The 23229-nt window shown below is 56.7% G+C and carries 21 protein-coding genes and 1 tRNA gene; 14 read left to right on the top strand and 8 right to left on the bottom strand.

Annotated features, from left to right (window positions below):
- Positions 1 to 63: 63 nt before the first annotated feature.
- From ABIE63_RS02090 to ABIE63_RS02070, 5 genes are all read left to right on the top strand, one after another.
- The gene (locus tag ABIE63_RS02090) at positions 64 to 762 is read left to right on the top strand and encodes a hypothetical protein (protein WP_354502404.1); all 699 of its coding nucleotides are present in this window, start codon (positions 64 to 66) and stop codon (positions 760 to 762) included.
- Positions 763 to 1021: 259 nt separating this feature from the next.
- Positions 1022 to 1660 carry a diaminobutyrate acetyltransferase gene (ectA, locus tag ABIE63_RS02085; RefSeq protein ID WP_354502402.1) on the top strand — a complete coding sequence of 213 codons (639 nt, stop codon included), beginning with the start codon at positions 1022 to 1024 and terminating at the stop codon, positions 1658 to 1660.
- Positions 1661 to 1764: 104 nt separating this feature from the next.
- Positions 1765 to 3087 carry a diaminobutyrate--2-oxoglutarate transaminase gene (gene ectB / locus ABIE63_RS02080; protein ID WP_354502400.1) on the top strand — a complete coding sequence of 441 codons (1323 nt, stop codon included), beginning with the start codon at positions 1765 to 1767 and terminating at the stop codon, positions 3085 to 3087.
- Between the two features lie 52 nt (positions 3088 to 3139).
- Positions 3140 to 3544: an ectoine synthase gene (locus ABIE63_RS02075; RefSeq protein WP_354502398.1), complete on the top strand. Its 405-nt coding sequence runs from the start codon at positions 3140 to 3142 to the stop codon at positions 3542 to 3544.
- A 54-nt stretch (positions 3545 to 3598) separates the two neighbouring features.
- Positions 3599 to 5065, top strand: coding sequence for an aspartate kinase (locus ABIE63_RS02070; RefSeq protein ID WP_354502396.1), 1467 nt, complete (start codon positions 3599 to 3601; stop codon positions 5063 to 5065).
- Positions 5066 to 5076: 11 nt separating this feature from the next.
- Here the strand turns inward: ABIE63_RS02070 and ABIE63_RS02065 are convergent, their stop codons facing one another.
- Positions 5077 to 6066, bottom strand: coding sequence for a succinylglutamate desuccinylase/aspartoacylase family protein (locus ABIE63_RS02065; protein WP_354502394.1), 990 nt, complete (start codon positions 6064 to 6066; stop codon positions 5077 to 5079).
- Positions 6067 to 6329: 263 nt separating this feature from the next.
- On the opposite strand from ABIE63_RS02065, the gene ABIE63_RS02060 reads away from it, so the two are divergent.
- The 5 genes from ABIE63_RS02060 to ABIE63_RS02040 all read left to right on the top strand — a co-directional run bounded on the left by ABIE63_RS02060 (position 6330) and on the right by ABIE63_RS02040 (position 10071).
- A complete protein-coding gene (locus tag ABIE63_RS02060) occupies positions 6330 to 6557 on the top strand; it encodes a hypothetical protein (protein WP_183415556.1) in 228 nt (75 codons plus the stop codon).
- A gap of 53 nt (positions 6558 to 6610) precedes the next feature.
- Complete coding sequence (locus tag ABIE63_RS02055; protein ID WP_354502392.1) at positions 6611 to 7201, top strand: glycine zipper domain-containing protein; 591 nt, start codon at positions 6611 to 6613, stop codon at positions 7199 to 7201.
- Positions 7202 to 7311: 110 nt separating this feature from the next.
- The gene (locus ABIE63_RS02050; RefSeq protein WP_354502390.1) at positions 7312 to 7797 is read left to right on the top strand and encodes a hypothetical protein; all 486 of its coding nucleotides are present in this window, start codon (positions 7312 to 7314) and stop codon (positions 7795 to 7797) included.
- Entirely contained in the window at positions 7769 to 8551 is a 783-nt protein-coding gene (locus tag ABIE63_RS02045; protein WP_354502388.1) for a response regulator transcription factor, read from the top strand. The genes ABIE63_RS02050 and ABIE63_RS02045 overlap by 29 nt, the downstream gene beginning before the upstream one ends.
- Complete coding sequence (locus ABIE63_RS02040; protein ID WP_354502386.1) at positions 8551 to 10071, top strand: HAMP domain-containing sensor histidine kinase; 1521 nt, start codon at positions 8551 to 8553, stop codon at positions 10069 to 10071. The genes ABIE63_RS02045 and ABIE63_RS02040 overlap by 1 nt, the downstream gene beginning before the upstream one ends.
- Before the next feature lie 28 nt (positions 10072 to 10099).
- On the opposite strand, the gene ABIE63_RS02035 is transcribed toward ABIE63_RS02040, so the two are convergent.
- The 3 genes from ABIE63_RS02035 to ABIE63_RS02025 form a co-directional block, all read right to left on the bottom strand.
- Positions 10100 to 10465, bottom strand: coding sequence for a hypothetical protein (locus ABIE63_RS02035; RefSeq protein ID WP_354502385.1), 366 nt, complete (start codon positions 10463 to 10465; stop codon positions 10100 to 10102).
- A 40-nt stretch (positions 10466 to 10505) separates the two neighbouring features.
- On the bottom strand, positions 10506 to 10766 hold the full coding sequence (locus ABIE63_RS02030; protein WP_183415550.1) for a hypothetical protein: 261 nt from the start codon (positions 10764 to 10766) through the stop codon (positions 10506 to 10508).
- 130 nt (positions 10767 to 10896) lie between these two features.
- Entirely contained in the window at positions 10897 to 13272 is a 2376-nt protein-coding gene (locus tag ABIE63_RS02025) for a mechanosensitive ion channel domain-containing protein (protein WP_354502383.1), read from the bottom strand.
- A 600-nt stretch (positions 13273 to 13872) separates the two neighbouring features.
- On the opposite strand from ABIE63_RS02025, the gene ABIE63_RS02020 reads away from it, so the two are divergent.
- The 3 genes from ABIE63_RS02020 (at position 13873) to ABIE63_RS02010 (ending at position 16191) form a co-directional block, all read left to right on the top strand.
- Positions 13873 to 14649, top strand: a complete 777-nt coding sequence (locus ABIE63_RS02020; protein ID WP_354502381.1) for an alpha/beta hydrolase — start codon at positions 13873 to 13875, stop codon at positions 14647 to 14649.
- Positions 14650 to 14799: 150 nt separating this feature from the next.
- Entirely contained in the window at positions 14800 to 15507 is a 708-nt protein-coding gene (locus tag ABIE63_RS02015; RefSeq protein ID WP_354502379.1) for a cyclic nucleotide-binding domain-containing protein, read from the top strand.
- Between the two features lie 114 nt (positions 15508 to 15621).
- On the top strand, positions 15622 to 16191 hold the full coding sequence (locus ABIE63_RS02010; protein WP_354502377.1) for a carboxymuconolactone decarboxylase family protein: 570 nt from the start codon (positions 15622 to 15624) through the stop codon (positions 16189 to 16191).
- A 314-nt stretch (positions 16192 to 16505) separates the two neighbouring features.
- Here ABIE63_RS02010 and ABIE63_RS02005 read toward each other — a convergent pair whose 3' ends face one another.
- On the bottom strand, positions 16506 to 18047 hold the full coding sequence (locus ABIE63_RS02005; RefSeq protein WP_354502375.1) for a hypothetical protein: 1542 nt from the start codon (positions 18045 to 18047) through the stop codon (positions 16506 to 16508).
- Positions 18048 to 18437: 390 nt separating this feature from the next.
- On the opposite strand from ABIE63_RS02005, the gene ABIE63_RS02000 reads away from it, so the two are divergent.
- Positions 18438 to 20060 carry a hypothetical protein gene (locus ABIE63_RS02000; protein ID WP_354502373.1) on the top strand — a complete coding sequence of 541 codons (1623 nt, stop codon included), beginning with the start codon at positions 18438 to 18440 and terminating at the stop codon, positions 20058 to 20060.
- A gap of 187 nt (positions 20061 to 20247) precedes the next feature.
- Here the strand turns inward: ABIE63_RS02000 and ABIE63_RS01995 are convergent.
- The 3 genes from ABIE63_RS01995 to rodA all read right to left on the bottom strand — a co-directional run bounded on the left by ABIE63_RS01995 (position 20248) and on the right by rodA (position 23225).
- A tRNA-Lys gene (locus ABIE63_RS01995) sits at positions 20248 to 20323 on the bottom strand.
- Positions 20324 to 20445: 122 nt separating this feature from the next.
- Complete coding sequence (locus tag ABIE63_RS01990; RefSeq protein ID WP_354502371.1) at positions 20446 to 22062, bottom strand: gamma-glutamyltransferase; 1617 nt, start codon at positions 22060 to 22062, stop codon at positions 20446 to 20448.
- 5 nt (positions 22063 to 22067) lie between these two features.
- The gene (rodA, locus tag ABIE63_RS01985) at positions 22068 to 23225 is read right to left on the bottom strand and encodes a rod shape-determining protein RodA (protein WP_354502369.1); all 1158 of its coding nucleotides are present in this window, start codon (positions 23223 to 23225) and stop codon (positions 22068 to 22070) included.
- Between the last annotated feature and the right edge of the window lie 4 nt (positions 23226 to 23229).

The following is a 23229-nucleotide window of genomic DNA, read 5'->3' as shown; positions in this document are numbered from 1 at the left end:
AGGAAATTGACGGGCGCGTTAGGCTAACAAAAAGCGTGTAGATACACTGTAAAAGGCAAGTTGATGACCGACGGAAGCGACAACACGGCCGATTCATACAAAGTGACCGGAGGCGACGGCCGTTGGTGCGCCAAAAGAGCGGCATTGGGGCTGGCTGTCGTGGCGTTCTTCTTTCTTCTGGCCTACTTGGTCGGTTCCGAGGGCTGGTTGGCCAGCGCAGAGCCAAGCTTGATGTCACCGATTGCGCTGACAGTCGTCGGACCGATTCTATTGTTTCTGCTCGCATTTGCGTTCTTGGCCCGGTTCCGCCGCTTCATGCTTGCTCAGGATCTTCGGATGCTGACGGCGCTGCAGCTTTGGCGGGTCATAGGATTTGCGTTTCTGCTGGTGCTCGCCCTGGATGGGTTGCCGCCAATCTTTGCGTGGCCGGCGGGGTTGGGCGATTTGGCGATCGGCTTTGCAGCTGCGGTCGTGTTGAGCAGGCTTTTGGCAAACCCAAGGTTTGCGGGGCATGGTGGATTTCTCGCGTTTCATCTCCTCGGGTTGATGGATTTCGTCGTAGCCATCGTCGCCGCCAACTTGACCAGTGGCGTGCTGCCTGGGCTGGTTTCAGGCGGGATCACCAGTGCGCCGCTGGAGGTTTGGCCCTTGAACGTTTTCCCGAGCTTTCTGGTGCCGTTCTTCGTCATCGCGCATCTGATCGCTCTGTTTCAGTTCATAGAAATTAGACGTTCTACGATCCGGCATCAGGCAACGGCGTAGAAGTTTCGAAGGGGGCCGGGGCTACTGTCCGGGTACGGTTTGCCCCATAAATAAAAAGAAGGACGACAGGGGGTGTGATACCCGGATTAGGCGCCCCCTGATCGTCCCGAAAGAAATAGATGTCCTTTTTGCGACTTATGGAAAACTCAAGAAATAATTGAAAATAAACATTTTTCAGACAGACCCTTGATGTAGAAGGTCGCGATTGTTACATTCTGCTCGTTCACCCGCCCTGGGAACAACGCAGAAGAAGGAGACAATGACCCTCCAACGTGACAAGAAGGCACCCGAGCTTTCGGATGCCCGCCCATCCCTAGACTCCTCAAACCAGACTGCCCTCCATAGATCGCTTCAAAGCCAGATAGTCTTGAGATCGCCAACGGCCGGCGATGGCGCTGCTGTCAACGACTTGATCGAGCGCTGCGCGCCATTGGACGAGAACTCCGTCTACTGCAATCTTCTGCAGTGCTCTCACTTCAATGAAACCTGCGTGCTTGCCGAAGCGGAGGACAAGGTGCTGGGCTTCGTGTCCGGCTATCTCCTGCCTCGCGATGACGAAACCTTGTTTATCTGGCAGGTGGCGGTGGATAAGCGCGCACGTGGCCGCAAACTGGCACAGTCCATGATTCTGGAGCTATTGCACCGTCCGGCCTGTTTGAACGTTTCCGGTTTGCAGACCACCATCACGCCCACGAACAAAGCGTCGCAGGCGCTATTCTCCACGCTCGCCGAGCAGCTTGATGCTCCAGTTGAGCAACGGATTCTTTTTGATCGCGAGCGGCATTTCGGTGGCGATCAGCCGAGTGAGGTCTTGTGGGATATCGGACCTTTCGATCCAGAGGCTGTCGTGTTGCCATCTGACACCTTGGGCGCTCAGTCAGTCGGGCGTGCTGCCTGAACGCAGGCCTTCGCCGCTTCAATCCATTGAACTCATTCATAGCGACCTGCCCGGGTTTACCGGGTGGCAGGTTGCCGTCCTTTATTCTCGAAGGGAGACATTCCATGTCCACACTCGAAGAAACCTCGATCCAGAACTCGAAATCGATCTTCAAGCGACGCGAGTCGGAGGTCCAATCCTATGCACGGTCCTTTCCGACGGTGTTTGATAAAGCACAAGGCGCTTGGCTGACAGATACCGACGGCAAACGTTACCTGGATTTCCTCTGCGGTGCCGGCAGCTTGAACTATGGCCACAATGACCCTGATATGACCGAGGCGCTGGTCCACTATATCCAGGCTAATGGCATCACGCAGGGGCTGGATATGCATACCCGCGCCAAGCGTCGGTTTCTGGAAAGCTTTGAGCAGCTGATCCTCCAGCCGCGTGGTTTGGATTACGTGGTGCAGTTCACCGGCCCGACCGGTGCGAACGCCGTGGAGGCGGCCTTGAAACTGGCGCGCCGGATCAAGGGGCGCGAAGGCGTCATTAGTTTTACGAACGGTTTCCACGGCGTAACGCTCGGCGCGCTCGCAGTGACCGGGAACGAGCATCATCGGGCAGCCGCGGGCGTGCCGCTTGGAAATTCCCCAACCGTGCCGTTTGACGGGTACTTAGGGGAGGGCGTCGATACGACCGAATACCTCGACCAGGTTCTGAGCGATGGCTCCAGCGGCGTGACATTGCCTGCCGCCGTGATCGTCGAGTGCCTGCAAGGCGAAGGCGGGTTGAATGTTGCTGGTAGCGAATGGTTGCGCAACCTGGAACGGGTTTGCCGCAAGCACGACATGCTGCTGATCGTCGATGACATCCAGGCCGGATGTGGCAGGACGGGCAATTTCTTCAGCTTCGAGGAAGCTCGGATCGAGCCGGACATTATAACGCTATCCAAATCGTTGTCGGGCATGGGTTTGCCGATGGCGGTCACGCTGATCCGTCGCGCGCTCGATGTATGGGAGCCTGGCGAGCACAATGGCACTTTCCGGGGCAACAACCATGCCTTCGTAACCGGCGCGGCGGCTTTGGAAAAATTCTGGGGCGGCAATAGCTTCGCACCGGAGGTGCGCCGCAAGGGCGCGCTCGTCCGGGATCGCTTCACCGCCATAGCGGATGCTTGGCCGCAAGCCTGTGTGGAAGTGCGCGGTCGGGGCATGATGCAGGGCGTCGCGATGACGTCCGGCAGCCAGGCAGCCGACATTTGCTCGGCTGCATTCCGCAATGGCTTGGTGATCGAAACCAGCGGTGCAGACGGCGAAGTGGTCAAGTGTCTGGCGGCTCTGACGACATCGGAGGACGAGCTGAATCAGGGCTTCGACATTCTGGAAGCGGCCTTCACCGAGGTGCTGGGCCAAAGAGAATGTCACCGGGAAACGACGGCGGCGGCTTGACCGCCTACCAACCGCGCGCCTGGAAATCACACAATTAGGAAGGAACAGAAAAATGATCGTACGTACCCTCAAGGAAGCCGAAGCCAGCGATCGCCGGGTCACCACCGAGACTTGGGAATCCACTCGGTTGCTTTTGGCCAACGATAAGATGGGGTTCTCATTTCATGTGACGACGATCTTCGCGGGCACCGAGACGCCTATCTGGTACAAGAACCACCTGGAAGCCGTTTACTGCATCGAAGGCGAAGGGGAGATCGAAACGACTTCCGATGGTCAAATCTATCCGATCCAACCGGGCACCATCTACGCGCTCGACAAAAACGACAAGCACCTCCTGAGGGCGACCAGCGAGTTGAAGCTGGCTTGTGTGTTTAACCCGCCCATCAACGGCCGGGAAGTGCACGACGCCGATGGCGCTTACGCACTAGGTGCCGAACCGCTTGCCGAGAATGCCTGAGGTTTGGTCAATGCACCGGCGCCTGTAACCCCAAAACAAATTGAAGGACAGACGATGCACTCCGATAACGCGTCACCCGGACGCGGGTACCACAGTGTTCACAAAATTGGCGGCACCTCGATGGCCGATACGAAAGCGGTGCTTGAGAACATCTTTCTCGGGAAGCGCTCTCGGCAGCAGATTTATGGGCGAATCTTCGTGGTTTCAGCTTACAGCGGCTTCACCGACTTGCTGCTTGAAAACAAAAAGACCGGCGAGGCGGGTGTCTTTCACCTCTACGCCGGATCCGACTCGGATTGGGCGTGGGGTGATGCGCTCACAGCCGTTGCCGATCAGATGTATCGCCGTAACCGAGAAATTTTTGGGCCGAGCCCGGAACAGAAAATTGCGGACGCTTTTATCCGGGAGCGCATCGAGGGTACGCGTTCCTGTTTGATGGACCTTCACCGGCTTTGTGCTTTTGGTCACTTCAAGTTGCAGGAGCACTTGGACACCGTGCGGGAAATGTTGAGTGCTCTGGGCGAGCTTCATAGCGCACACAATACGGTGCTGCTGCTGAAGAAGGAGGGCGTCAATGCCGTGCTGGTCGATCTCTCGGGATGGCGTGACCCCGACTCCTTGAACCTGGATGAACGAATTACACAGGCACTGGCGGGGCGCGATCTTGCACGCGAACTTCCTATCGTGACCGGGTACGCGCAGGCCCAAGATGGGATGATGCGCCGCTATGGCCGGGGCTACAGCGAGGTGACGTTCTCGCGGATTGCTTATGTCACCAAGGCACGAGAAGCGGTCATTCACAAAGAATATCACCTAAGTAGCGGCGACCCGAAAATCATTGGCGCCGACCGTGTCCGACCCATCGGGCGCACCAACTACGACGTAGCCGACCAACTCTCCAACATGGGAATGGAAGCGATTCATCCGCGTGCCGCCAAGGCCTTGCGCCAACGTGGTATCCCGTTGCGTGTGGTCAACACCTTCGAGCCGGATCACCCCGGCACCGCTATCGAGGACGGCTGGTTACCCGATACCACCGGCCCGGAGATCATCACCGGAATATCTTCCGCAATGGAAATTGAGGTCTTCGACCAGGATCATGTCGGACAACCGGGGTCAGAAGAACCGATCGTGATGGCGCTCAGTCGATTCAAAATTCCTACCGTTACCAAGTCCATCAACGCAAACTGCGTCACTCACTACGTAACAGCACCGTTGAAGCAGGTGCGTCGCGCGATTGCTGTCATTGAGGCCGCACGGCCGGAGGCGAAGATAAGAACCCAGAAGGTTGCAATCGTCTCGGTCATAGGCGCCAGACTCGATGCGGCTCCGTTGTTCAGTGAAGCCGTCGCCGCCCTTCAGAAAGGCGGCGTGCTGCCACTAGCCAGCATCTGTCCCAGCCGAGCCGTCGATCTACAGTTCGTGTTGTCGGAAGAAGACTATGAAAAAGCCATACGCCTTTTGCACCATGCGCTCATGGAAGAGCGGGCCGTGCGAAGCGCGTCCACGCTCGCAGCCTGAACAAGAGTGGTTCAAGGGGTGCCTACGTGAAACAGGCAATCGCCGCGCAGGCATCTGGCGGGCACACGTTTGGCCAGAACGATTCCCGCCTCTTCGAAGGCCAGTTCAATCGGATCGCGCCCGGGTGTCTCGGTTTGGTGGAGACGGGCAGCGGGTTGTCCCGCCGTCACCTTATCACCCGGTTCGACCAGCAGTTCGACCAGTCCCGCTTCGTTCGCAAAGACATAGGAATCACTCTGGAAGATCTGCGGCGTTTCTCGAAAATCCCGGTCGGGTTGGGGGCCGTGGTACAGGCCCATCTCCTCTAGGACGCGCAATAGGCCCGCACGTCCCAAACGAAGTGCTTCCTGCCCAACGAAACCGCCGCCGCCGAGTTCGGTCGTGAGCGAGAGCGTGTCCTGGCGTAGCGCCGCAGAGGAGGAATACCAACCTTCAGAATTGCGGCGGAGCAACAAAGTCTGAGGCAAGCCGAAGGCTTCAATGAGTGCTTTCTTCCTGTTGTTGATCTCGTCGCCCTCGTTCCAGGGAAGGAGCAACGACGGGCGATAGAGCAGGGAGCTACCGCCCGAATGCAGGTCGACCATGAAATCGGCGCGTGCAATCAGTTCGGATTCGATGAAGTGGGCAATGATCTCTGTAACCGTACCGCGTGGGTTACCGGGAAAACTACGGTTTAGGTTTCCGTCATCGATCGGCGAGGTGCGTAGTCCGGCGGCCGCCGCGGGGAAGTTTGCCATGGGCAGGAGCAGCAACTGACCGGTGATGTCCTCCAGGTCGAGGGTGCGGATCAACTCCGAAATCAGAACCTGACCTTCGTATTCATCACCATGGTTGCCAGCCATCAAAAGCACGGTCGGGCCCGGTCCGTTCTTCAGCGAGGCGATGGGGATCGGAATATAACCGTAAGCCGAGCGGTGGACCGAATGTGTCAAAGCCAGATAGCCCGACTGCCGCCCGTTACCGTCAAGGTCAATTTCGCTGAAGATGGGGTTCTTTGGCATGCGACGGAAACCTTGGAATCTAGGAGTACAACAACACCGACGTTGCCCCTTTCAGGGCCGGTCCGCGAAGAAGCCGTCAGTGTTGTCCCGGCACTATCGACCGTGCAAGCGGATTCACTTTCCCCGCCCGTGATGAAACACCAAATTTACGATCACAGTTTTATCACAATCTTGATGCCCCCATGACATCTGGCTCGATCCATATTGTGCTGGACAAGCCGACCTGACCCATGGCGGCCAGACAGGAACAGGAGAAAAAGAAGATGAAACGCATCGCGACGGTAGGATTGATGGTTGCGGCCCTCGGCCTTAGCGCCTGTTCTGGGCTAAACACCAAGGAGCAGCGGATGCTAAGCGGTGGTGCTATCGGTGCCGGCACAGGTGCTGCGGCTACAGTAATTACCGGCGGCTGTGTGGCTTGCGGCGCGGTTGTTGGTGGCGCCATCGGTACGGCGGCGGGCTACCTCTACCACGAAGGAAAATCCAACTAGGGAATGCCAGACAGCATTGCCTTTTACCTTCAACACATGAGGAGCAGAAAAGAATGTCTGAGGCTGGAATGCATAGTAAACGCACCGCGACGCGCCGGGTTTGCGCAGCGGTGGCGGTGCTTGTCATCGGCTTCACAACTGTCCCGCCGACGCTGGCCGACCCGCCCCCCTGGGCGCCGGCACACGGTTGGCGTGCCAAACACGACAAGCACCATCACGATGTGGCCTATATCGACCGGGTCGACGGCAAATTTTTCCGCTGCAACAGCGATGCCGTTGGCGCTGCCATAGGCGCGGTCGCAGGCGGTGCGATTGGCTCGACGGTCAAGGGTTCCGGGCGAACGGCTGCGATCATCGGCGGTGCCGTGCTAGGCGCCATAATCGGTGGGCATCTCGGTCGCGAAGTGGATAAGGTTGACCGTGCCTGCACGGCACAGGGTCTGACCCGCCTCAAGGACGGCGAGATGATCCGCTGGGAGAATACGCAAACGCGACGCAGTTACGCGCTTCGGCCAATTTCAACCTACTCGGCCGACGATGGGCGAGTCTGCCGACGTTACGTCATCCAGGCGGGTGGCGACGACGAGCGATACGAGCGCCTGGCTTGCCGGGGTGATGACGACGTTTGGCATGTCCCGGGGTGATAAACGGCGCTCGCTGAAGCACTCGGGGTGAAAGAGTTGACCTAAAAGCCTTTCTCGGCGCCACAGGACTGAAGTAGCATTGCAGCTTCTGATCCTTGTGGTGCCGAGGTATGACCGTAGCCAGATCTGGTATTGTGAAACTTTTGCCGTGCCTAGGCCTGATAGCGGTCCTGGCAGGGTGTGACAAAAGCCGTATCGATGATCTGGTGTCGCGTCTGCCGTCGGGCAGCAGCAAGGCACAGTCAACGGCCGGTACGGGGTCCGCGGGTGCCAAGGTAACGACGCCGCCACCTGAAAAGCCAACCAAGAGTGAGCAGGCCACGGGTCAGACACAAACTGTCAATGAGGCAAGCCTTATCGGTCTTTCCGAGGCGCAGACCGAAAAGCTCTTCGGCAAGCCGGCGTCAGTATCCCAAGACCCGCCAGCAGTCATCTGGCGTTATGCGGGTCGCGACTGTGGGTTGGCTCTGTTCTTTTATATGGACGTCAACGCGAACGCCTATCGGGTGTTGACCTACGAGGCCGAGCCGAAAGAGCGTGATGTTTCAAGTTGTGCGGGAGCGCTCCATGAAGAGAAAATCGCCAGATCTGGATGACAACGACCAAAGTCGCAGGTCATGCATAGCGATCGTTGACGATGATCCTCTGTTCAGAGAGTCCATCGCTCAAAACCTGATCGAATCCGGTTATGAAGTAACGGACTATGATGCCGGGAAGGCTTTTCTTTCTGCTCTTTCGGACGGCGCCTCGGCCGATTTGGTTCTCCTGGATTGGAAGATGCCGGAGATGAATGGCATCGAGGTGCTGCGTCAACTGCGGACGCAGCGACCTGAACTGCCGGTCATTTTTCTGACAGTGCTGAGTGACCAAATCTATGAGGAAGCGGCTCTGTTGGGAGGGGCGGTCGATTTCGTCGAAAAATCACGAAGTTTCTCCATAATTCTAAGACGGGTTGAAAATATACTGGATCGGCGTGAAGCCGCAGCCGGTGCCGACGCGCCTAAAAAGACCAACGTCGCTAGCGAGTTTAATCTCGGTGCCTTGCGGCTCGACAGCGCCTCGCGCCGGGGGTATTGGCGTGATCAGGAACTGGAACTGACGCTGACCGAGTTTGCCATCATCGAAGTCCTCGCCGGCCGTCGCGGCAAGGATGTTTCATACCGTGAGATCTATGATGTGGTGCGTGGCCGAGGCTTTCAAGCTGGCTTCGGCGGCGAAGGATACCGTGCCAACGTGCGGTCGGCGATCAAGCGCGTGCGCCAGAAATTCCGCGACCTGGATCCGGATTTTGACTGTATCGAGAATTACCCCGGATTTGGCTACCGTTGGAACACCGTGGACAATACCTAATGCAGACAGTCAGGCAGCTAGGCGGCGGTTGGTGGTCTCATGTCAGACGCTCTTTTGCCAGCAAGATGATTGTCACGCTTGTCATCTTCGCCACGGTCCCCTTGCTGATTTTCAGCCTGTTGCGGTCGGTGGATGACGAGCGCAACGCACTGTTGCTGCAGTCCGTGCAAGATAAAGGCCGTTTGATCGCCGAGGCCCTGTTTCCGCTTCTCACGGACTTCTCCCCAAAGAAAGCAGAGCAGATCAATGCGCTGTTACCGCGTTTGGCTGCCGAAGGGGCCAAGATCAAATTGTTGTTTCGCCCAGCGCCCAAGGAGGATGCGCCAGACGCTGGCTTTTTCTTGGTGGCGATGCATCCGCCTGTTGCCGGTGCGGCCTTCGAGGAGGAGCGCGCGGAGATTGTCGGTACTGGCTTGCTGGCTGAGTTTGCACGCTCTTGCGGTGGCGAACAGTCCTTGGCGGTACGGTACGTAAATGCAGCCGGCGGCAATGAAGTGCTGACTTTCGTTCGTTCGAGGCTGGTTGAAAACGGTTGTTGGGTTGTCCTGACTTCGCAGGCGCCAAACCAGGTTTTGGATGCGTCGATCGAGGAAAGCTACTGGGGCCGTACCGAGATCAAGCTGGCCTTGGCGATCTACCTGTTGATGGCCGTGATCGTGCTGGTCACGTTGGCCGATGTCTGGCGCAATCTGCATCGTTTCCGGCGAACCGCACGCGCCATTCGGGCCGGTAGGGGGCAGAACCTGTCCTTTGCCGAACGTAACCAAATCCCAGAACTGCAGAGCGTGGTACAGGAGTTCGATGACCTGGTTGCCACTTTGCGACGATCCGAAGATCTGATCCGGCAGGCAGCGGAGGAAAATGCACATGCGTTCAAAGGCCCGCTGGCCGTGATCTCGCAGGCCAATGAGCGCGTCAGGCGCGCAGTGGCCGAAGATAATGAAAGCGGCCAAAGGGCGGTGCGCTTGATCGAGCAGTCTGTCGACCGGCTCGATTCTCTCATCAGCGCGGCACGAAAGATTGAGGAGGCGACCGCCGAGATCATGGATCGCTCGCTGCAGCCCATTGACGTAGCGCCCTTGCTGGTCAATCTGGCTGACGATTTCCGCGAGGTGCTGGGAGCACGCGGCATCAAGCTGGAAACCAAGATTGCGAACTCACTTCGCATCAAGGCCAACAGCGATCTGCTGGAAGTCTGCATGGAAAATTTATTAGAGAATGCTGGCGATTTCACAGCCGAAGGAGGTGGGGTTCTTCTCTCGGCGAAAACAGTCGGCGGTGAAGCCGTTGTAGCCGTGATTGACGAAGGTCCAGGCGTGCCTCCAGAAGACTTGGACCGTATTTTCGAGCGATACTACAGCAGCCGGGAGGAGCGAACCTCCACGCATGGAAACTTCGGTATCGGGCTGTGGGTGGTGCGGCGGAACGTCGAGGTTATGGGCGGGCGGGTTGTCGCGCGCAACCGCCCGGAAGGGGGCTTTGCCGTCGAGCTGCGTTTTCCTTTGGTCCGCCGGGGCTAACCGGTCGGACTACAGCGCGGGTGCCGGATTACTGTTCAACAGCTTTAGAGGTTTTAGCGGTTTCCGACGTGGCGCTGGTTTCGGCATCCCAGTTTTTCTCGAACGACGACCAAGCATCATCCATCTTTTTTTGCGCTTCCTGCCAGTTCTCTTCGGTAGCCTCAATAAGATTGCCCCAGTCCCGCTGGACGGCCCCCCAGGCATTCGCGAGGTCCGACGAGAAACTGCGGCCACTTGATGCAGCGCGATACTGCTCAAGCTGGCGGCTCATGCGTTGTTCGTACGCGTCGCGCGACACTTTATCTGCTTCATGATCGCTGGCGGACGCGCTTTGCGACGTTAAAGCGGTAAGCATGACCGAGAGCGCGAGAGCCTTCAGGTGTCTGCGGTACATTCTTTAGACTCCGGGTAAATGCGGCGAGCTTTTGGTTCCCTTAATTGTTCCAGGTGACGAGGCGTGTGAAGGTTTTGCGCCGCCACTTCACATTTGCTGCGACGTCAGCCAGGGTTAGGCCGTCAATGGCTCTGGCGTTTCGCGCCGTCGGCAACACGGCAACAGATGTGCTGGTTTCCTGTGCCGCGTCCTCGTCTGCTTGCGCTGCTTTGATCGGCAAGGATGAATCAGTGTGGCTTGCCTCGGCTAAGCCCACCCCCGCCAGGGTTATGAATGCCGTGAGCGCCAGGGTTCTGTACATTGTGCTTCTCCATCGTTTCTTCTCGGCGCCTAGTGGGCGCCTCCGTAGCTTCAATGTGGCAGTTCCGCCGTGACAGCGGGGAAGGATCGCTGTGACCATTCTGTGGCCCGACACATGAATTGACGGGTTGTTAGAAACCGGATTTCGCCAGCGACGGGCTTTGCGTCCAAGCAGCGTTGGTGTGGGTGACGTGGACATCCCGTTGTGCCACAGGCCAGGGAACCTGATGGCTGTTGAAGGCGCAGATGATGCGCTTGCGAATATCGCTCTCGACCATCGTTTTGCGGGTTACTTCAGCCGTATCGATGTAAGCCCATAGCTCGAACTCCAACGCGTTCTCACCGAAGTTGAACAGCACGGCACGCGGGGGAGGCTCGCTTAAGGTGTCGGGGTGACTGCCCGCACAATCGAGCAGGAGGCGCTCGACCAGTTCCACATCGCAGTCAAAGGAAACACCGATGCGGATTTCGATTCGAGTCGTGCGGTCCTTCAAGGTCCAGTTGGTGACAGTGCCGGATACAAGATCCGAATTGGGAACCAGAACGGAGGCTTTTTGGAATGTTTGGATCTCCGTGGCACGCACACTAATACGGCGGACCATGCCTTCCTGGCCGTTGACGACGACCCAATCACCGACATTGACCGGGCGCTCGATCAGCATGATGAGGCCGGAAATGAAATTGTTCGCTACGTGCTGTAAGCCAAAGCCGATACCCACCGACAGGGCCCCGGCAACAACCACGATCTTGCTGAAATCGATCTGTAAGGTAGCCAAACCGGCAACGAGCGCCAGCCCAACGCCCAGATATCCCGTCATGCTGACCATAGCGCTGCTCGGCCCTTCCGACACATCCAGTGAAGGTAGAATCCGCTGCTCCAGGACTTTCTGCACAACTTTGGTGATCAGCAGGAGAATAACGGCTAACGCCAATGCCCAGGCAACGTCTTGCAACGTCAGTACCATGCTGCCGATGCGGATCTCCTCGCCCAAGGCCTGCAGCCACTCGACGGGCCTATACAGATCAAAACCCCAGATCATCGCTAGCAACGCGATCGCCGCGGGTAGCATCAGGAGGTCAAGCATGGTGATCGTCCAGAACCGCAAGAGGCGGCTTCGCTTAAAGCCGAGACGACGCCCCATGTGCGTCAGCATGAAAGGGCGTAGGACGCGCATGACGAAGCGATCACAAGCGAGGCGGTAGGCAAGAGCGAGGTACAGGCAGGTAATGACGGCAAGCAAGGTTCCGCTGGTGCCGAACAACAGCCAGTCGGACAGATTCCTGTAGCCGAGCGCGAACAAAACGGGGTAGGCGATCCAGACCGTTAAGACAACCCAGGTGGCAAGGCGTAGCAGGGTGAGCCAAGGCCGCGCCCGGCTATGCCTGGCGGCAGCCAGCAGGCTGGTGCCGCTGCGGGAACTTTGCTGTCCGGATTCCAAAAGGCGGCGCTGTGCCACTGCCAGCGCCAACAGCGATATCAGACACCCAAGCAGAAACTGCCCTGCGGGGAACAGACCTGGCGCGTGGAGAACCGCCCCATTCATTCGGCTGAGGAAAAAGATCAGGCCGATGGTCGAGGCGATGGCGACGAACAGGCGCCAGCTCCGGCGAGACGGATTTAATGTAAAGGATTCGGCAGCACCTTGCGCCAGGGCGGTCGCGAACATTACAAGGCCGAGACTGGTCGCGCCAATCACCAGAATATCGCCAAGCGTAACCGAGATCACGGCGGCTTGGCGCAAACCATCAATTACGATAGCCAGCAGAACGGCCGGCAGCGCCGCGGCAATTGCCCGCAGGAATCTCCTGGCTTCGCTACTTGAATCGCTCGCGAATCCCGAGCGTGATACAGCCCTTGCAATGGCGCAGGCCAACAATAAACCGACCAGAATCAAAGCAAAAACCCTGGGAGAGAACTCCGGGAGACTGCGACTGGGTCGTTCGTCGGTCGCCGCGTGATCGGACAGTTTGCGCAGCGATTCCCCCGTATCGAGCCAGAAACTAGGCTCGAGTATGTTTCGCTCGCGATCCAGCAAGCTGCGGGCTCGGGCTTGGGCGATCATATCATCTATGGTGTCACGAAGTTCGCCAGCGCGAGCCTTAAGCAGGCGCCCGCGTTTAGTATCCGCCTCATGCAGCGACAGCTTTTCTTCGATCATGGAACGCCGGTTGACGATATCCTCGGCTTCCTTTGCTCCTTCCTCCGGCTTTGGACCCAAAGCCTCAAGGAGTTGCTTTTGAGTTACGGCCAGTTCTTGCGCTGCCAGTTGCAAGCGATCAGCCTCTGTGATGATTGCGGTGACCTCTTTGCGGACATTAGGAAGAGCGCCACGCCATGCCCAGGGGCGCTCGATACGGGTCTGCGCCTCTTGGAGAGATTGCTCAAGCTGATCTAGTTGGGGAGCTAACGCATCGGGAGTTTGTGCCAGTGTGATGCTCGCCAAAAGGGGCAGTTGAATGGCCAACACCAGAACCGCCAGCAATGAAGTCGCTTTCGTTTTGAACATTCCAACCTCTGATCAAGGGCCGTGGGGATTTGGGAGAAACTAACGGCGTGATCCGAGGCTGTGTGCGTCAAGATTGTAGTTTTGCGGTGTCCATCCTGTGTCTGAGTATTCGACGGAAGGCTGTAAATTGAAGAGCAGGTGGAATATTGAATGAACGAGAGTGCATCAAGAAAACAAGATGCGGATATTGCCCAATTATACTCACAAAAAGTCTAAATTTCCTTCAGTGCGTTTGGTTCCCTTGTTACCTACATTACATTCAGTCTTTCTATAAACTAGCTTATGCGGTTTTCGTAATTCATTAAAAGTATCGGTGGTTTTGATGTCCAATCTCTCGCTCCACGGCCATTCGAAAGAGTCGCTTCGCAAAAGCGGGCGTTGCCTGCCTACACCCCCGGACTATACGCCCTAGGCCGCGCAGTAGAAGCTTTTGGAAGCGGTCGATACCAGTTCAAGCAAATGATGGAGGGTTTAAGATGCTGACCATTTCGGTGCTAAAGAGAACACTTTCTGGCGCGTTGGCGTCGGGTGTGACCATTGCTGTCTCGCCAAAGACGTTGTTGATCGAATAGCCTTCTGACTTTGCAGCAGGGAAATCGGATGGTTGGAGATCACATGGTCATCGACGGCACCCGTCTCGAATACCACTGGGTCGGTGAGGCGGAGGCCGAGGGACCGGTGCTGGTGTTTTTGCACGAGGGTTTGGGTTGCGTTGCGCTGTGGCGGGGCTTTCCCGAGGCACTGTGCCAGGCGCTTGGGGTGCGTGGCATCGTCTACAGTCGGGCGGGTTATGGCCGCTCCGACGCCTGCGCTTTACCGCGACCTCCGACTTATCTACACGCCGAGGCGCTGGAGGTGCTGCCCAGGGTATTGGACAGAGCGGGTGTCCAAGAGGCCGTTCTTATCGGGCATAGCGACGGCGGTTCCATTGCACTCATTCATGCGAGCGCCGATGCCGCCGGGCGCGTCAAAGCGATCGTTACCTTGGCGGCGCATGTTTTCAACGAAGAGCTGAGCATCCAAGGCATTCGGGAAGCCCGCGAAGCCTTTGAAACCGGCGATTTGCGCGATCGTCTGGAAAAGTATCATGGCGCTAATGTGGACTGTGCCTTTTACGGCTGGAACGATACTTGGCTCAGTGCGGGCTTCCGCGACTGGAACCTGGAGGCCTTCTTGCCGGATATCGAGGTTCCCGCGCTTATCCTTCAGGGTGCGGAAGACCAGTATGGGACGCCGTTTCAGGTCGCCGCCATCGTTGCGGGTATCGGTTGTTCCGCCAATAGCGCCTTGATACCTGATTGCGGCCACGCTCCCCATCTCGAACAACCAGAGGTCACCGTCGCATTGATCCGGGAGTTCCTGCAGCCGCTCATCTGAAACAAGGCTAGACCGACGGCGGAAAGCTCACCGTTTATTGATGCCTTTACATTTTACCGTGATCCTACATTGGAACCGTGAAACCCTCATAGATACACCTGAGCTCCTGAAGCGCGCGTGTTCCAAGTCGATTGTCGGGATATCATCGCCATGGCTGAGTTTTTGGAAGGTTCCTTGTTGCACATTGGCTTTGCCGTTGCCGGGCTTGCCTATCTGTTTCGCGACATTCTCTGGCTGCGGCTTGTCGCTGTCGGCTCCTATCTTATCTTCAGCGTCGTAGCAATCAGTCGTGGGCCCGAAGTGATGTGGGAGTTCCTGCCCTGGTACCTGGGCTTTACCGTCATCAACCTGGGACACGCGCTTTTATTGATCTATCAGCGGCGGTTGTGGAAGTTCACGCCGGAAGAAGCGGCACTCCATGCCTGCGCCTTTCCGGCCCTGTCGCGCCAGCCCGCAAAGCGGCTCATGCGTCAGGGGCGATGGAAAACACTCGAACCGGGCTTTCGGCTGACCCGTGAGGATCATTTCGCTGGGTGCGTTTATGTCGTGGCGGACGGATGTGTCCAGGTCACGTTGAAGAACCAACCGATTGCCCAACTGGGGTGCGGCCAGTTCGTGGGAGAGATTGGATTCATCGCTGGTCGTCCCGCCAGCGCCACCACGATTGCCCTTTCAAACGAGGACAGCGCCGGACCCCGCGTGCTGTGTTGGAGCGTCAAGAAATTGCGGAAGCTTTTCGAGAAGGATTCCGATTTCCGATTGGCCATGGAAAGTGCCCTCGGTTCCGATCTGGCGCGAAAGATCGGCGACAACAACATTGCAATTCAGCGCAGGTCCGAGTTTGCAACCCCCCTGTGAGACAGTGACGTTTCCCATCATCTCTTGAAAAAAAGAACGATCGTCACAAAATGGCACGGACAGTTGGGCGCCGGGAGTGGCGCTTGTAGGAAACTTAATAGATTGGAGAGAGATATGGTTGATTTCACGCTACACACAAAAGAGACGGCGCCAGCCGAAGCAAAGCGTTTGTTGGAAGCATCGGAGAAGAGCTTCGGACGAATTCCAAACCTTCATGCCGTGATGGCGGAATCGCCGGAGCATCTGGAGGCCTACCAGCAGCTGCATGGGCTGTTTCAGAAAACCAGCCTGAGCACGGCCGAGCGCAACGTCGTGTGGCTTGCAATCAATGTAGAGCATGAATGCACCTACTGTGTCCCTGCGCACAGCGCGATCGCCAAGATGCAGGGTGTTGACGACGAGACCGTGAAAGCCTTGCGTGACAACACGCCGCTGGCCGATCCAAAGCTTGAAGCCCTGCGGACCTTCACTCTCCAAGTCGTTCGTGAACGCGGCCATGTCGGTCAACAGGATGTACAGGCCTTCCTGGACGCGGGATACACCCAGCGTCATGTGCTGGATGTAGTCCTCGGTCTGGCTCAGAAGGTCATGTCGAACTACGTCAACCATATTGCCAACACGCCGACCGACGCAGCATTCGCCGCTTTCGGCTGGACTCCGCCCAGCCGCGCCGCAGCGGAATAAAAGCCTGCAATAGCCAACCAGGAGCCGCAGCCCCGGATCCCGCAACAAACCCCTCCGGGTGTTGCAGTCCGGGCTGGCGGCTCCGATGGGGGTGTTGACGAAAAAACATCCGGCAGGCGCTCGGCCAAAATGCTTTGGCTGCATCGAATTGAATACCGAAAGCGCACTGAAGAACGGGGAGTAAATTTACCCTTCTGGAATTGGTGCCTGAGTCGCTTGGAGTCTTCCAAACAGGTACGCCAAGCAAGCGCGAGACGAGCGCGTCCTAGCTGCGCGGCTCTAGGTAGGCAAGATTTCAAGGAATGAATAAAGGCCTAGAGTCTGCAAGTCCGTGCAATTTTCTCGCTCGAAAAATCCATAGACCTCGCTTTCAAAACGCACTTCTCCGCTGACCAAAGACTGTCATCTGGTAACCATAACTCAGAGTACTTACCTGATATCTGAAAATTAAGGGCCACGCCGTAAAGAGTGAATAAGCAACAGAGCGCCAAGACGATTCTGCGGCGCTTTTCTTTCTGTGCGCTTAACCATTCAATGATCCCTGGCAGTCGTATGGCAGCGAGAACAAAGAAAACCGGCCAGAGGTCGACCCTGTAGCGAAAGGATACCGCGGGGAAGCTGAGTAACAGCACTGCCCCGATGCCAGCTGCCAGCAACGCGAAGAATTGTTGTTTAGTTCCACTCAAATGCGAACGTCTGCTATAGGTCGGGCAAAGAATCACTGCGGACCAGGTTATCCAGAGACCGATAATTCCGAAGGAAGGGCTTTCCTTCATGATGTATCCAGATTTGAACAGTTCCCCCAGAATCTCGGTAACCGAGATAAACGCCTCGCCGCCAAAGTATTCGACAAAGTTTGGTAAAGCTCTTCGCAGATTGAATGTCCCCATTTCCTCGAAAGGCGCCATACTGAATTCTGCTATATCTTCCACGTGCCAATAAATAACTCCATAGATGGAATCGCCGGTCGATCCGCCCTGGGATGCGAAAGCGTTGCCGAATCTTGCAGCGTTCAGGAACAACAAAAGAAACCCAAAACAGCTCAAAACCAGCAATGCCGGGCCAATGGTTCGAGCCACTTGCGAGCGGTTATCCGCTGCCACTGCCTTTTTCAGGCCCCCAGCGAGGACGTAGTGCTGATACAGGTGGTTGATGACGACAAGAACCAGCGTCGCATACATCCCAATAGCTAAGTGTGGTCGCGCGTGGAGTGTAACTCCGGCTATCAGCGACAATACGATCAACGTGTGGGGACGAAGGCCCTTCAAAGATAAATCCGCACGAAAGATGACGGCGATGAAGAGCGCCATCATTGCATAGGCAATCGAGATCGGTTCTTGGTAAATCGAACTGTTGGTTGCAACGATCAATCCGCCACCTACGAACCATACCGAAAGGGAAAGCATGGCTGTAAGTGTCAGGCGCAAGCTCGACGAAAGGTTTGAAACGGATTCCAGCAACCGTATCGTGATGTAGCTGTAGGTGGCCGAGCCGAGAATTGCCATCGATCCCACCGTGTAGGAACCCAACGGCGTACTCTTCAAATCCACAAACGGATAGGCAAGCAGCCTGACCACCAGCGGCGCGATGCCGTGATACATAAAGGCGCGGCCTTCCGCGTCATAGTGCCCTTCATGCCCAATCGTTCGAACAGGAACATAAAGGTGACCATCCAAAAGCGAAAGAAAGAGGTAGTTGTAGGCAAAATCACCCATGTGGCTTATGGGGCCAGGAAATCCCCAGCCATCCATTAACCAGAGGTAGTAGAAAGCCGCAAAGACACCAATTGTCACTGCAATAATGCGATCAAGGAGGCGCGCTCCTGACTTGATGCCAGGAGAAGCAATATAAACCATTGAAAAGAACCTTGTGTCACATTGAAATATATAAATAATTCAATTAGTTATAGAAAAGTCTGCAGCAATCTTCTGTTGACTCAAGCACCACTATTAATTTAAAAATAATTTTTAATAAGAATCAAATAATATATTATAATTTTGTAATCAATCTTTTGATGTTTTTCATGTGTTTATTCTTCTTTTACGGGTATAAAAAACCGACGAATCACAGACCATGAGGATCGTTTTTTATGAAGAAAGCTTGGATAAAGTTGATTTTTTTGGCCCACCATCGCCATCAAATTGGAGTTTGAGGTTGGCGTGGTTGCGGGATAGCCGCATGGACGCAGGGTTGTGAAATCCGCCACCGACAAGAACTTCAGCATGTTGAAAAGTAATCGCCCGAGCATGTCAGACGATAAAAATGCGGAAATCTTTGATGGGTTTCGTTTCCTTGGAGCGCTGATCCTTTTTACAGCAACATCAGCAATGTTTTTCGCGCTTAGTCCGGCAATGCTCAATCATCATGACGAGGGCATTATTCTTACCAGAGCCTTGCGCGTGGCAGCAGGAGAGGTTCCCTCCAGGGATTTTTATACAAGCTATGGTCCCGCTCAATTTTACATTCTCCATTGGGTTACAGCGCTTTTCGGCCAGAACGCAAACGTCGCGCGCGCCTATGACGCGATCGTGGCGTCCGGGATTATCTTTGCTGGTTTGGCGCTCCTACGGGACCACCCCTATCGGTCGACCAAGGTAATCCTGTACTTCACATTTGCCACCCTCCTTATCACCTATCGCTTCGCGCTTTACCCACTCAATCTTTCGACGCTTTTTCTCGTCCTCATTTGCCACCAGCAAAACCTCTTTATGCGGCAGACCGGTGATTTACGCAGGGGCATCGAAGTAGGTCTTCTTGTCGTCCTGGGCTTCTTGACTCGCTATGATGTTGGCATAGCTTCCTTCGTCTTGGTTCTAGGAAGCCACTGCCTACTGTTCCTCAACAACCGGCTTTCTTGGGGTAGTTTCATATCTGTGCCTGGGGAGGAGCTGCTAAAGGCGCTGTCGATTCAGGTGAGTTTCCTGCTTCTGTCCTGTTTGGGACTTTATCAGGTCGGAATCCTGGCACCTGCGTTGCAGGACATCCTGGTTTATAATGCGACGATTTACACGGAAATGCGCGCACTTCCCTTTCCGCGTTTCTTTGGGCCAGAGGCTCAGCCGCTCGCAGCCATCTTGGTGGTGTTGCCGCCACTCACTCTTCTCTTCTCTTCGACCTACCTGCTATCGGCATTCTTCCGAGGACGGTTGGGTGAGCATCGAGATGCCTTTCTCATCGTTTTGTTAACGGCATCCGTGTTGCTGTTTTTCGGCAAGGCCTGGGTTCGGACTTCCGAGGTCCACGCTTTGCCAGCAATTTTACTGTCGGTCGTGCTGCTTCTTTTAATAATCGTTCCGTCTCAACGGTCTAGTGCACTTGGATGGCTCCGGTGGCGCTGGTACAGCCTGACGGCCAGCTCAATTATGGCATTACTGCTGCTGGCCTTGTCGACCTGGAAGCTGCCAATGCGCCCGCCGATAGCAATCTACCTCGGCGCGCCGGATACTGCGGTGAGGATAAGCTCAATAGGGCTTTTCAAAAGGCCTTTGCAAGACCTTGAAGCAGCCGCTTACGTCGCCAGACATACACGCGATAGCGATCGCATTTTTTCCGCCGTTGGGCGTCACGATAAGATTTTTGTCAACAATGTAGCTTTCTATTACTTGGCTCAGCGCTTGCCCGCCACGCGCTGGTATTATTTCGACCCTGGCGTCCTGACCAGCGCAGAGGTTCAAACACAGATAATCGCCGAATTGCTTAAGGAGAGGCCGCCGATCGTGGTGCGCGACAGCCGTTGGGATGACGCGCAGGAACCTAACCCCAGCGCGGTGAGTAGCGGTGTAGTTCTGTTGGATGAATTCATAGATCAAAATTACCGGGAGGTTAAAAGGTTCGGTACAATCACCGTTCTCAAACCCATCGATCATTGATTGCCCCAAGCAACTTGCAATTCTCTGACGGGATTTAGAGTATTTTCAGGATGCAGAAAGTGAAATTGGTTATTCACCCAGAAGGTAGAATTCCTGTGCCGCGGAGGATTTTAGAACGGACACAGCGGAAAACGCCTCGTGTCAACGAAGCGCTGTATTAGTAAACTATTGTATTTGCTGATTTAATTGGTGGGCGCACAAGGACTCGAACCTTGGACCCGCTGATTAAGAGTCAGCTGCTCTACCAACTGAGCTATGCGCCCACCGAGGTGTCGTCCGCGACGGTGTCGGGAACAACGGGCGCTTAGATAGCAATTCGCGGGCGCTTTGCAAAGGGTTTCTGTACGCGGCGCCGATAAAAGCCCGGAAGCGTCTTTCCGCTACGTCAGAATGCCATTGCTTCGGCCCAGGGATGATAGGGGTCGGCGGCGGCCTTGGCGCCTTGGTCGCTGCTCTCGGCGCAGCCTAGGATCGCGAAATTGTTGGGCGCTGGCCCCCAGCGGAGTACCTGCGTGGAAATGCCAGCGTTGTTCAGTGCCTCAATTGTATCCTGACCGATACGAGGGTCGAGCCCGACGCTCTCCGGGCTGCTTACATCCAGGCGTGGCTGTGCCATGGCCGTGTCGAGCTCCAAGCCGTAGCCCAATCGCCAGGCGGCTAGCTGCGCGACGGCCGGGATAATTTTCCGCCCTCCCGAACCGCCGACCGCGAAGCGCCCATCAACATCCTCGCCGATCAATGGCACATAGTTGCAAAGTGGCCGTTTGCCGGGCGCCAGCGCGTTGGGGCGCGGGCCGTTGCCTTCGCTGGGACGTGGATCGAACCAGTTGATGGCGTTGTTCATGAGCAGGCCGCTGCCGGGAAGCAAGACCCTGGAGCCGAACACCGATAGCAGTGTTTGCGTCATCGCGACCATGTTGCCCTCGCCATCGACGGTCGAGAGGTGTGTGGTGCAACTCTCGACGCCCCTGCGGCCCTCCTGGTCGCCAAGCTCACCCAGACGGTAGCGAAAGGACTCCTGCATTGCCTTGGCAAAGGCTACGAAGAACGCCGGGTCAGGCGCCGCGCCCTTGAAGGGGTCCTCCTTTGATTGCAGTGACTGCAGGGCGCGCAGGATCGTCGGGCCGCCGTTCAACTCCGGAAGCACCCAGACCCGGCCGCGGCCAAGGGGCGCTTGCGCCGGTTGATAAGTATGCGGTTTCGTATCCGCCAGGTCCTGCAGAGTCATGCGGCTGCCCAATGCCTGAAGGTCGGCGATGACGGACTGGGCAAGCGGACCCTCGTGCAGAGCGGCGGCCCCTTGATCCGCCAACGTCCGCAGGGTTGCCGCCAGCGCCTCGTTACGGCAGCGCGGACGCTCGGCGACCGGGGCGGGGGGCAGACCTTCCGGTGTCAGGAAGATGGCTCGGCATCCCGGGTCGCGAACCAGGCCGCTCGCATTGTTCGCGATGTGGTGCTGTGCAAACCAATCGACCAGCAATCCTTCGTCGGCAAGCGCGATAGCGCTCTCGAACAGGCTGGCCCAGGAGCGGCTGCCAAAGCGTTCGTGCAGCAGTCCCAAGCCCGCTGTCATGCCCGGCACGGCAACTGCTGTTGCGCCATGCAAGTTGCGGTCCTCAACCACCTTTGGCCAACCGAAGAGATCACCAGCCATGCCGCCGTCGGGGTCCAGTGGGTAATCGGCAGGGTCGAGGGCCCGCGGCGCGCGCATGCCGAAGTCAAAGCCGAATATCTTCTGATCGCGTGCGCGGTAGATCAGGCAGAGGCCGCCGCCGCCCAGACCGCTCATCCAAGGCTCTGCGACGCCCACGGCCAAACTGGTAGCAATCGCCGCGTCCACGGCATTGCCTCCTGCGCGCAAGACCTTGAGTCCAGCTTCTGTCGCCACCCGGCTTTGCGACACAACGGCACCGTTGCGGCCTTGGACGCTGGATTTCCGGACGGCTTGGTTGTTGGAGAAGCGGTCGTTGTAATGGGCGGTTGTTTGGGTCAGTTCAGGCACGTCGTTCAATCCATACTACCGGGGCCCTGGCGCGGTATACGGATGTCCCTGTGAACAAATACCGAAAGCATCAGACCAAAGCCTGCCATTACGGTAATCATTGCCGTGCCACCATAGGAAATGAGTGGCAGGGGGACACCGACCACAGGGATCAATCCCATGACCATGGCCGTGTTGATAAAGACATAGAGGAACAAATTCAGGGTCAGGCCCATCGCGAGGATGCGTCCGAAGTGGTTATGGGACCGAAGGGCGATGGCGAAGCCGTAAATGATCAAAGCCAGATAGACGCTCAACAACAACAGGCTTCCAACCATGCCGAATTCTTCGGCGAGCATGGTGAAGATGAAGTCAGTTTGCTTCTCGGGGAGGAAATTGAGGTGGCTCTGCGTGCCTTGGAGAAAGCCTTTGCCGACCACGCCCCCCGATCCGAGGGCGATCTTGGACTGGGTAATATGATACCCGGCACCTAAGGGATCGGTCTCCGGGTTCAAGAAGGTGAGGACGCGGTTCTTTTGATAAGTGTGCAGGAACTGCCACGCCACGGGGATAGCCGCCAGCGCGCCCGCTACAACCAGTGCGAACTTCCAAAGACGCACTCCGACAATGAAGAAAACCCCGCCGCCGATCGCCAGCAAGGTCAGGGCGGTTCCCAGGTCGGGTTGCTTGAGTACGAGAGCGACCGGCGCCAGAACCATTACCAAGGGAACAAGCAGGCGCGTTGGGCGGCCGATATCCTCCAGGTTGAGGCCATGAAAGTACCGCGCCAGCGCCATGACCAGGGCGACCTTCATCATTTCAGAGGGCTGAAGTTGGATAACCTTCAAGTCGATCCAACGCTGCGCGCCCATGCCGATCTCGCCGAATAGTTCCACCGAGATCAGCAGTGCCACCACGCCGAAGTATCCCAGGTAACTGATCGCGTACCACTTGCGCACATCGATCAAGGCAATGACGATCATCAGCAGGAAGGCGCCACCGAAGCGCAATGCCTGGCGCGAGGCCCAGGGATCAAAGCTCCCATTGGCTGCGGAATAGAGCATTCCGCCACCGATCACCGCCAGCAAAAGGATCAGGAGCACCAAGCCCCAGCTTATGTTCCAGACCTTTTGAACCAGTGTCAGGCGCGGGTTCGGGCGCAGGGAGGTAAAACTGAGCGACATGGCT

This window comes from Limibacillus sp. MBR-115, assembly GCF_040549425.1.
Classification (GTDB): domain Bacteria; phylum Pseudomonadota; class Alphaproteobacteria; order Kiloniellales; family CECT-8803; genus Limibacillus; species Limibacillus halophilus.
This window is presented reverse-complemented; position numbering and strand designations above follow the sequence as displayed.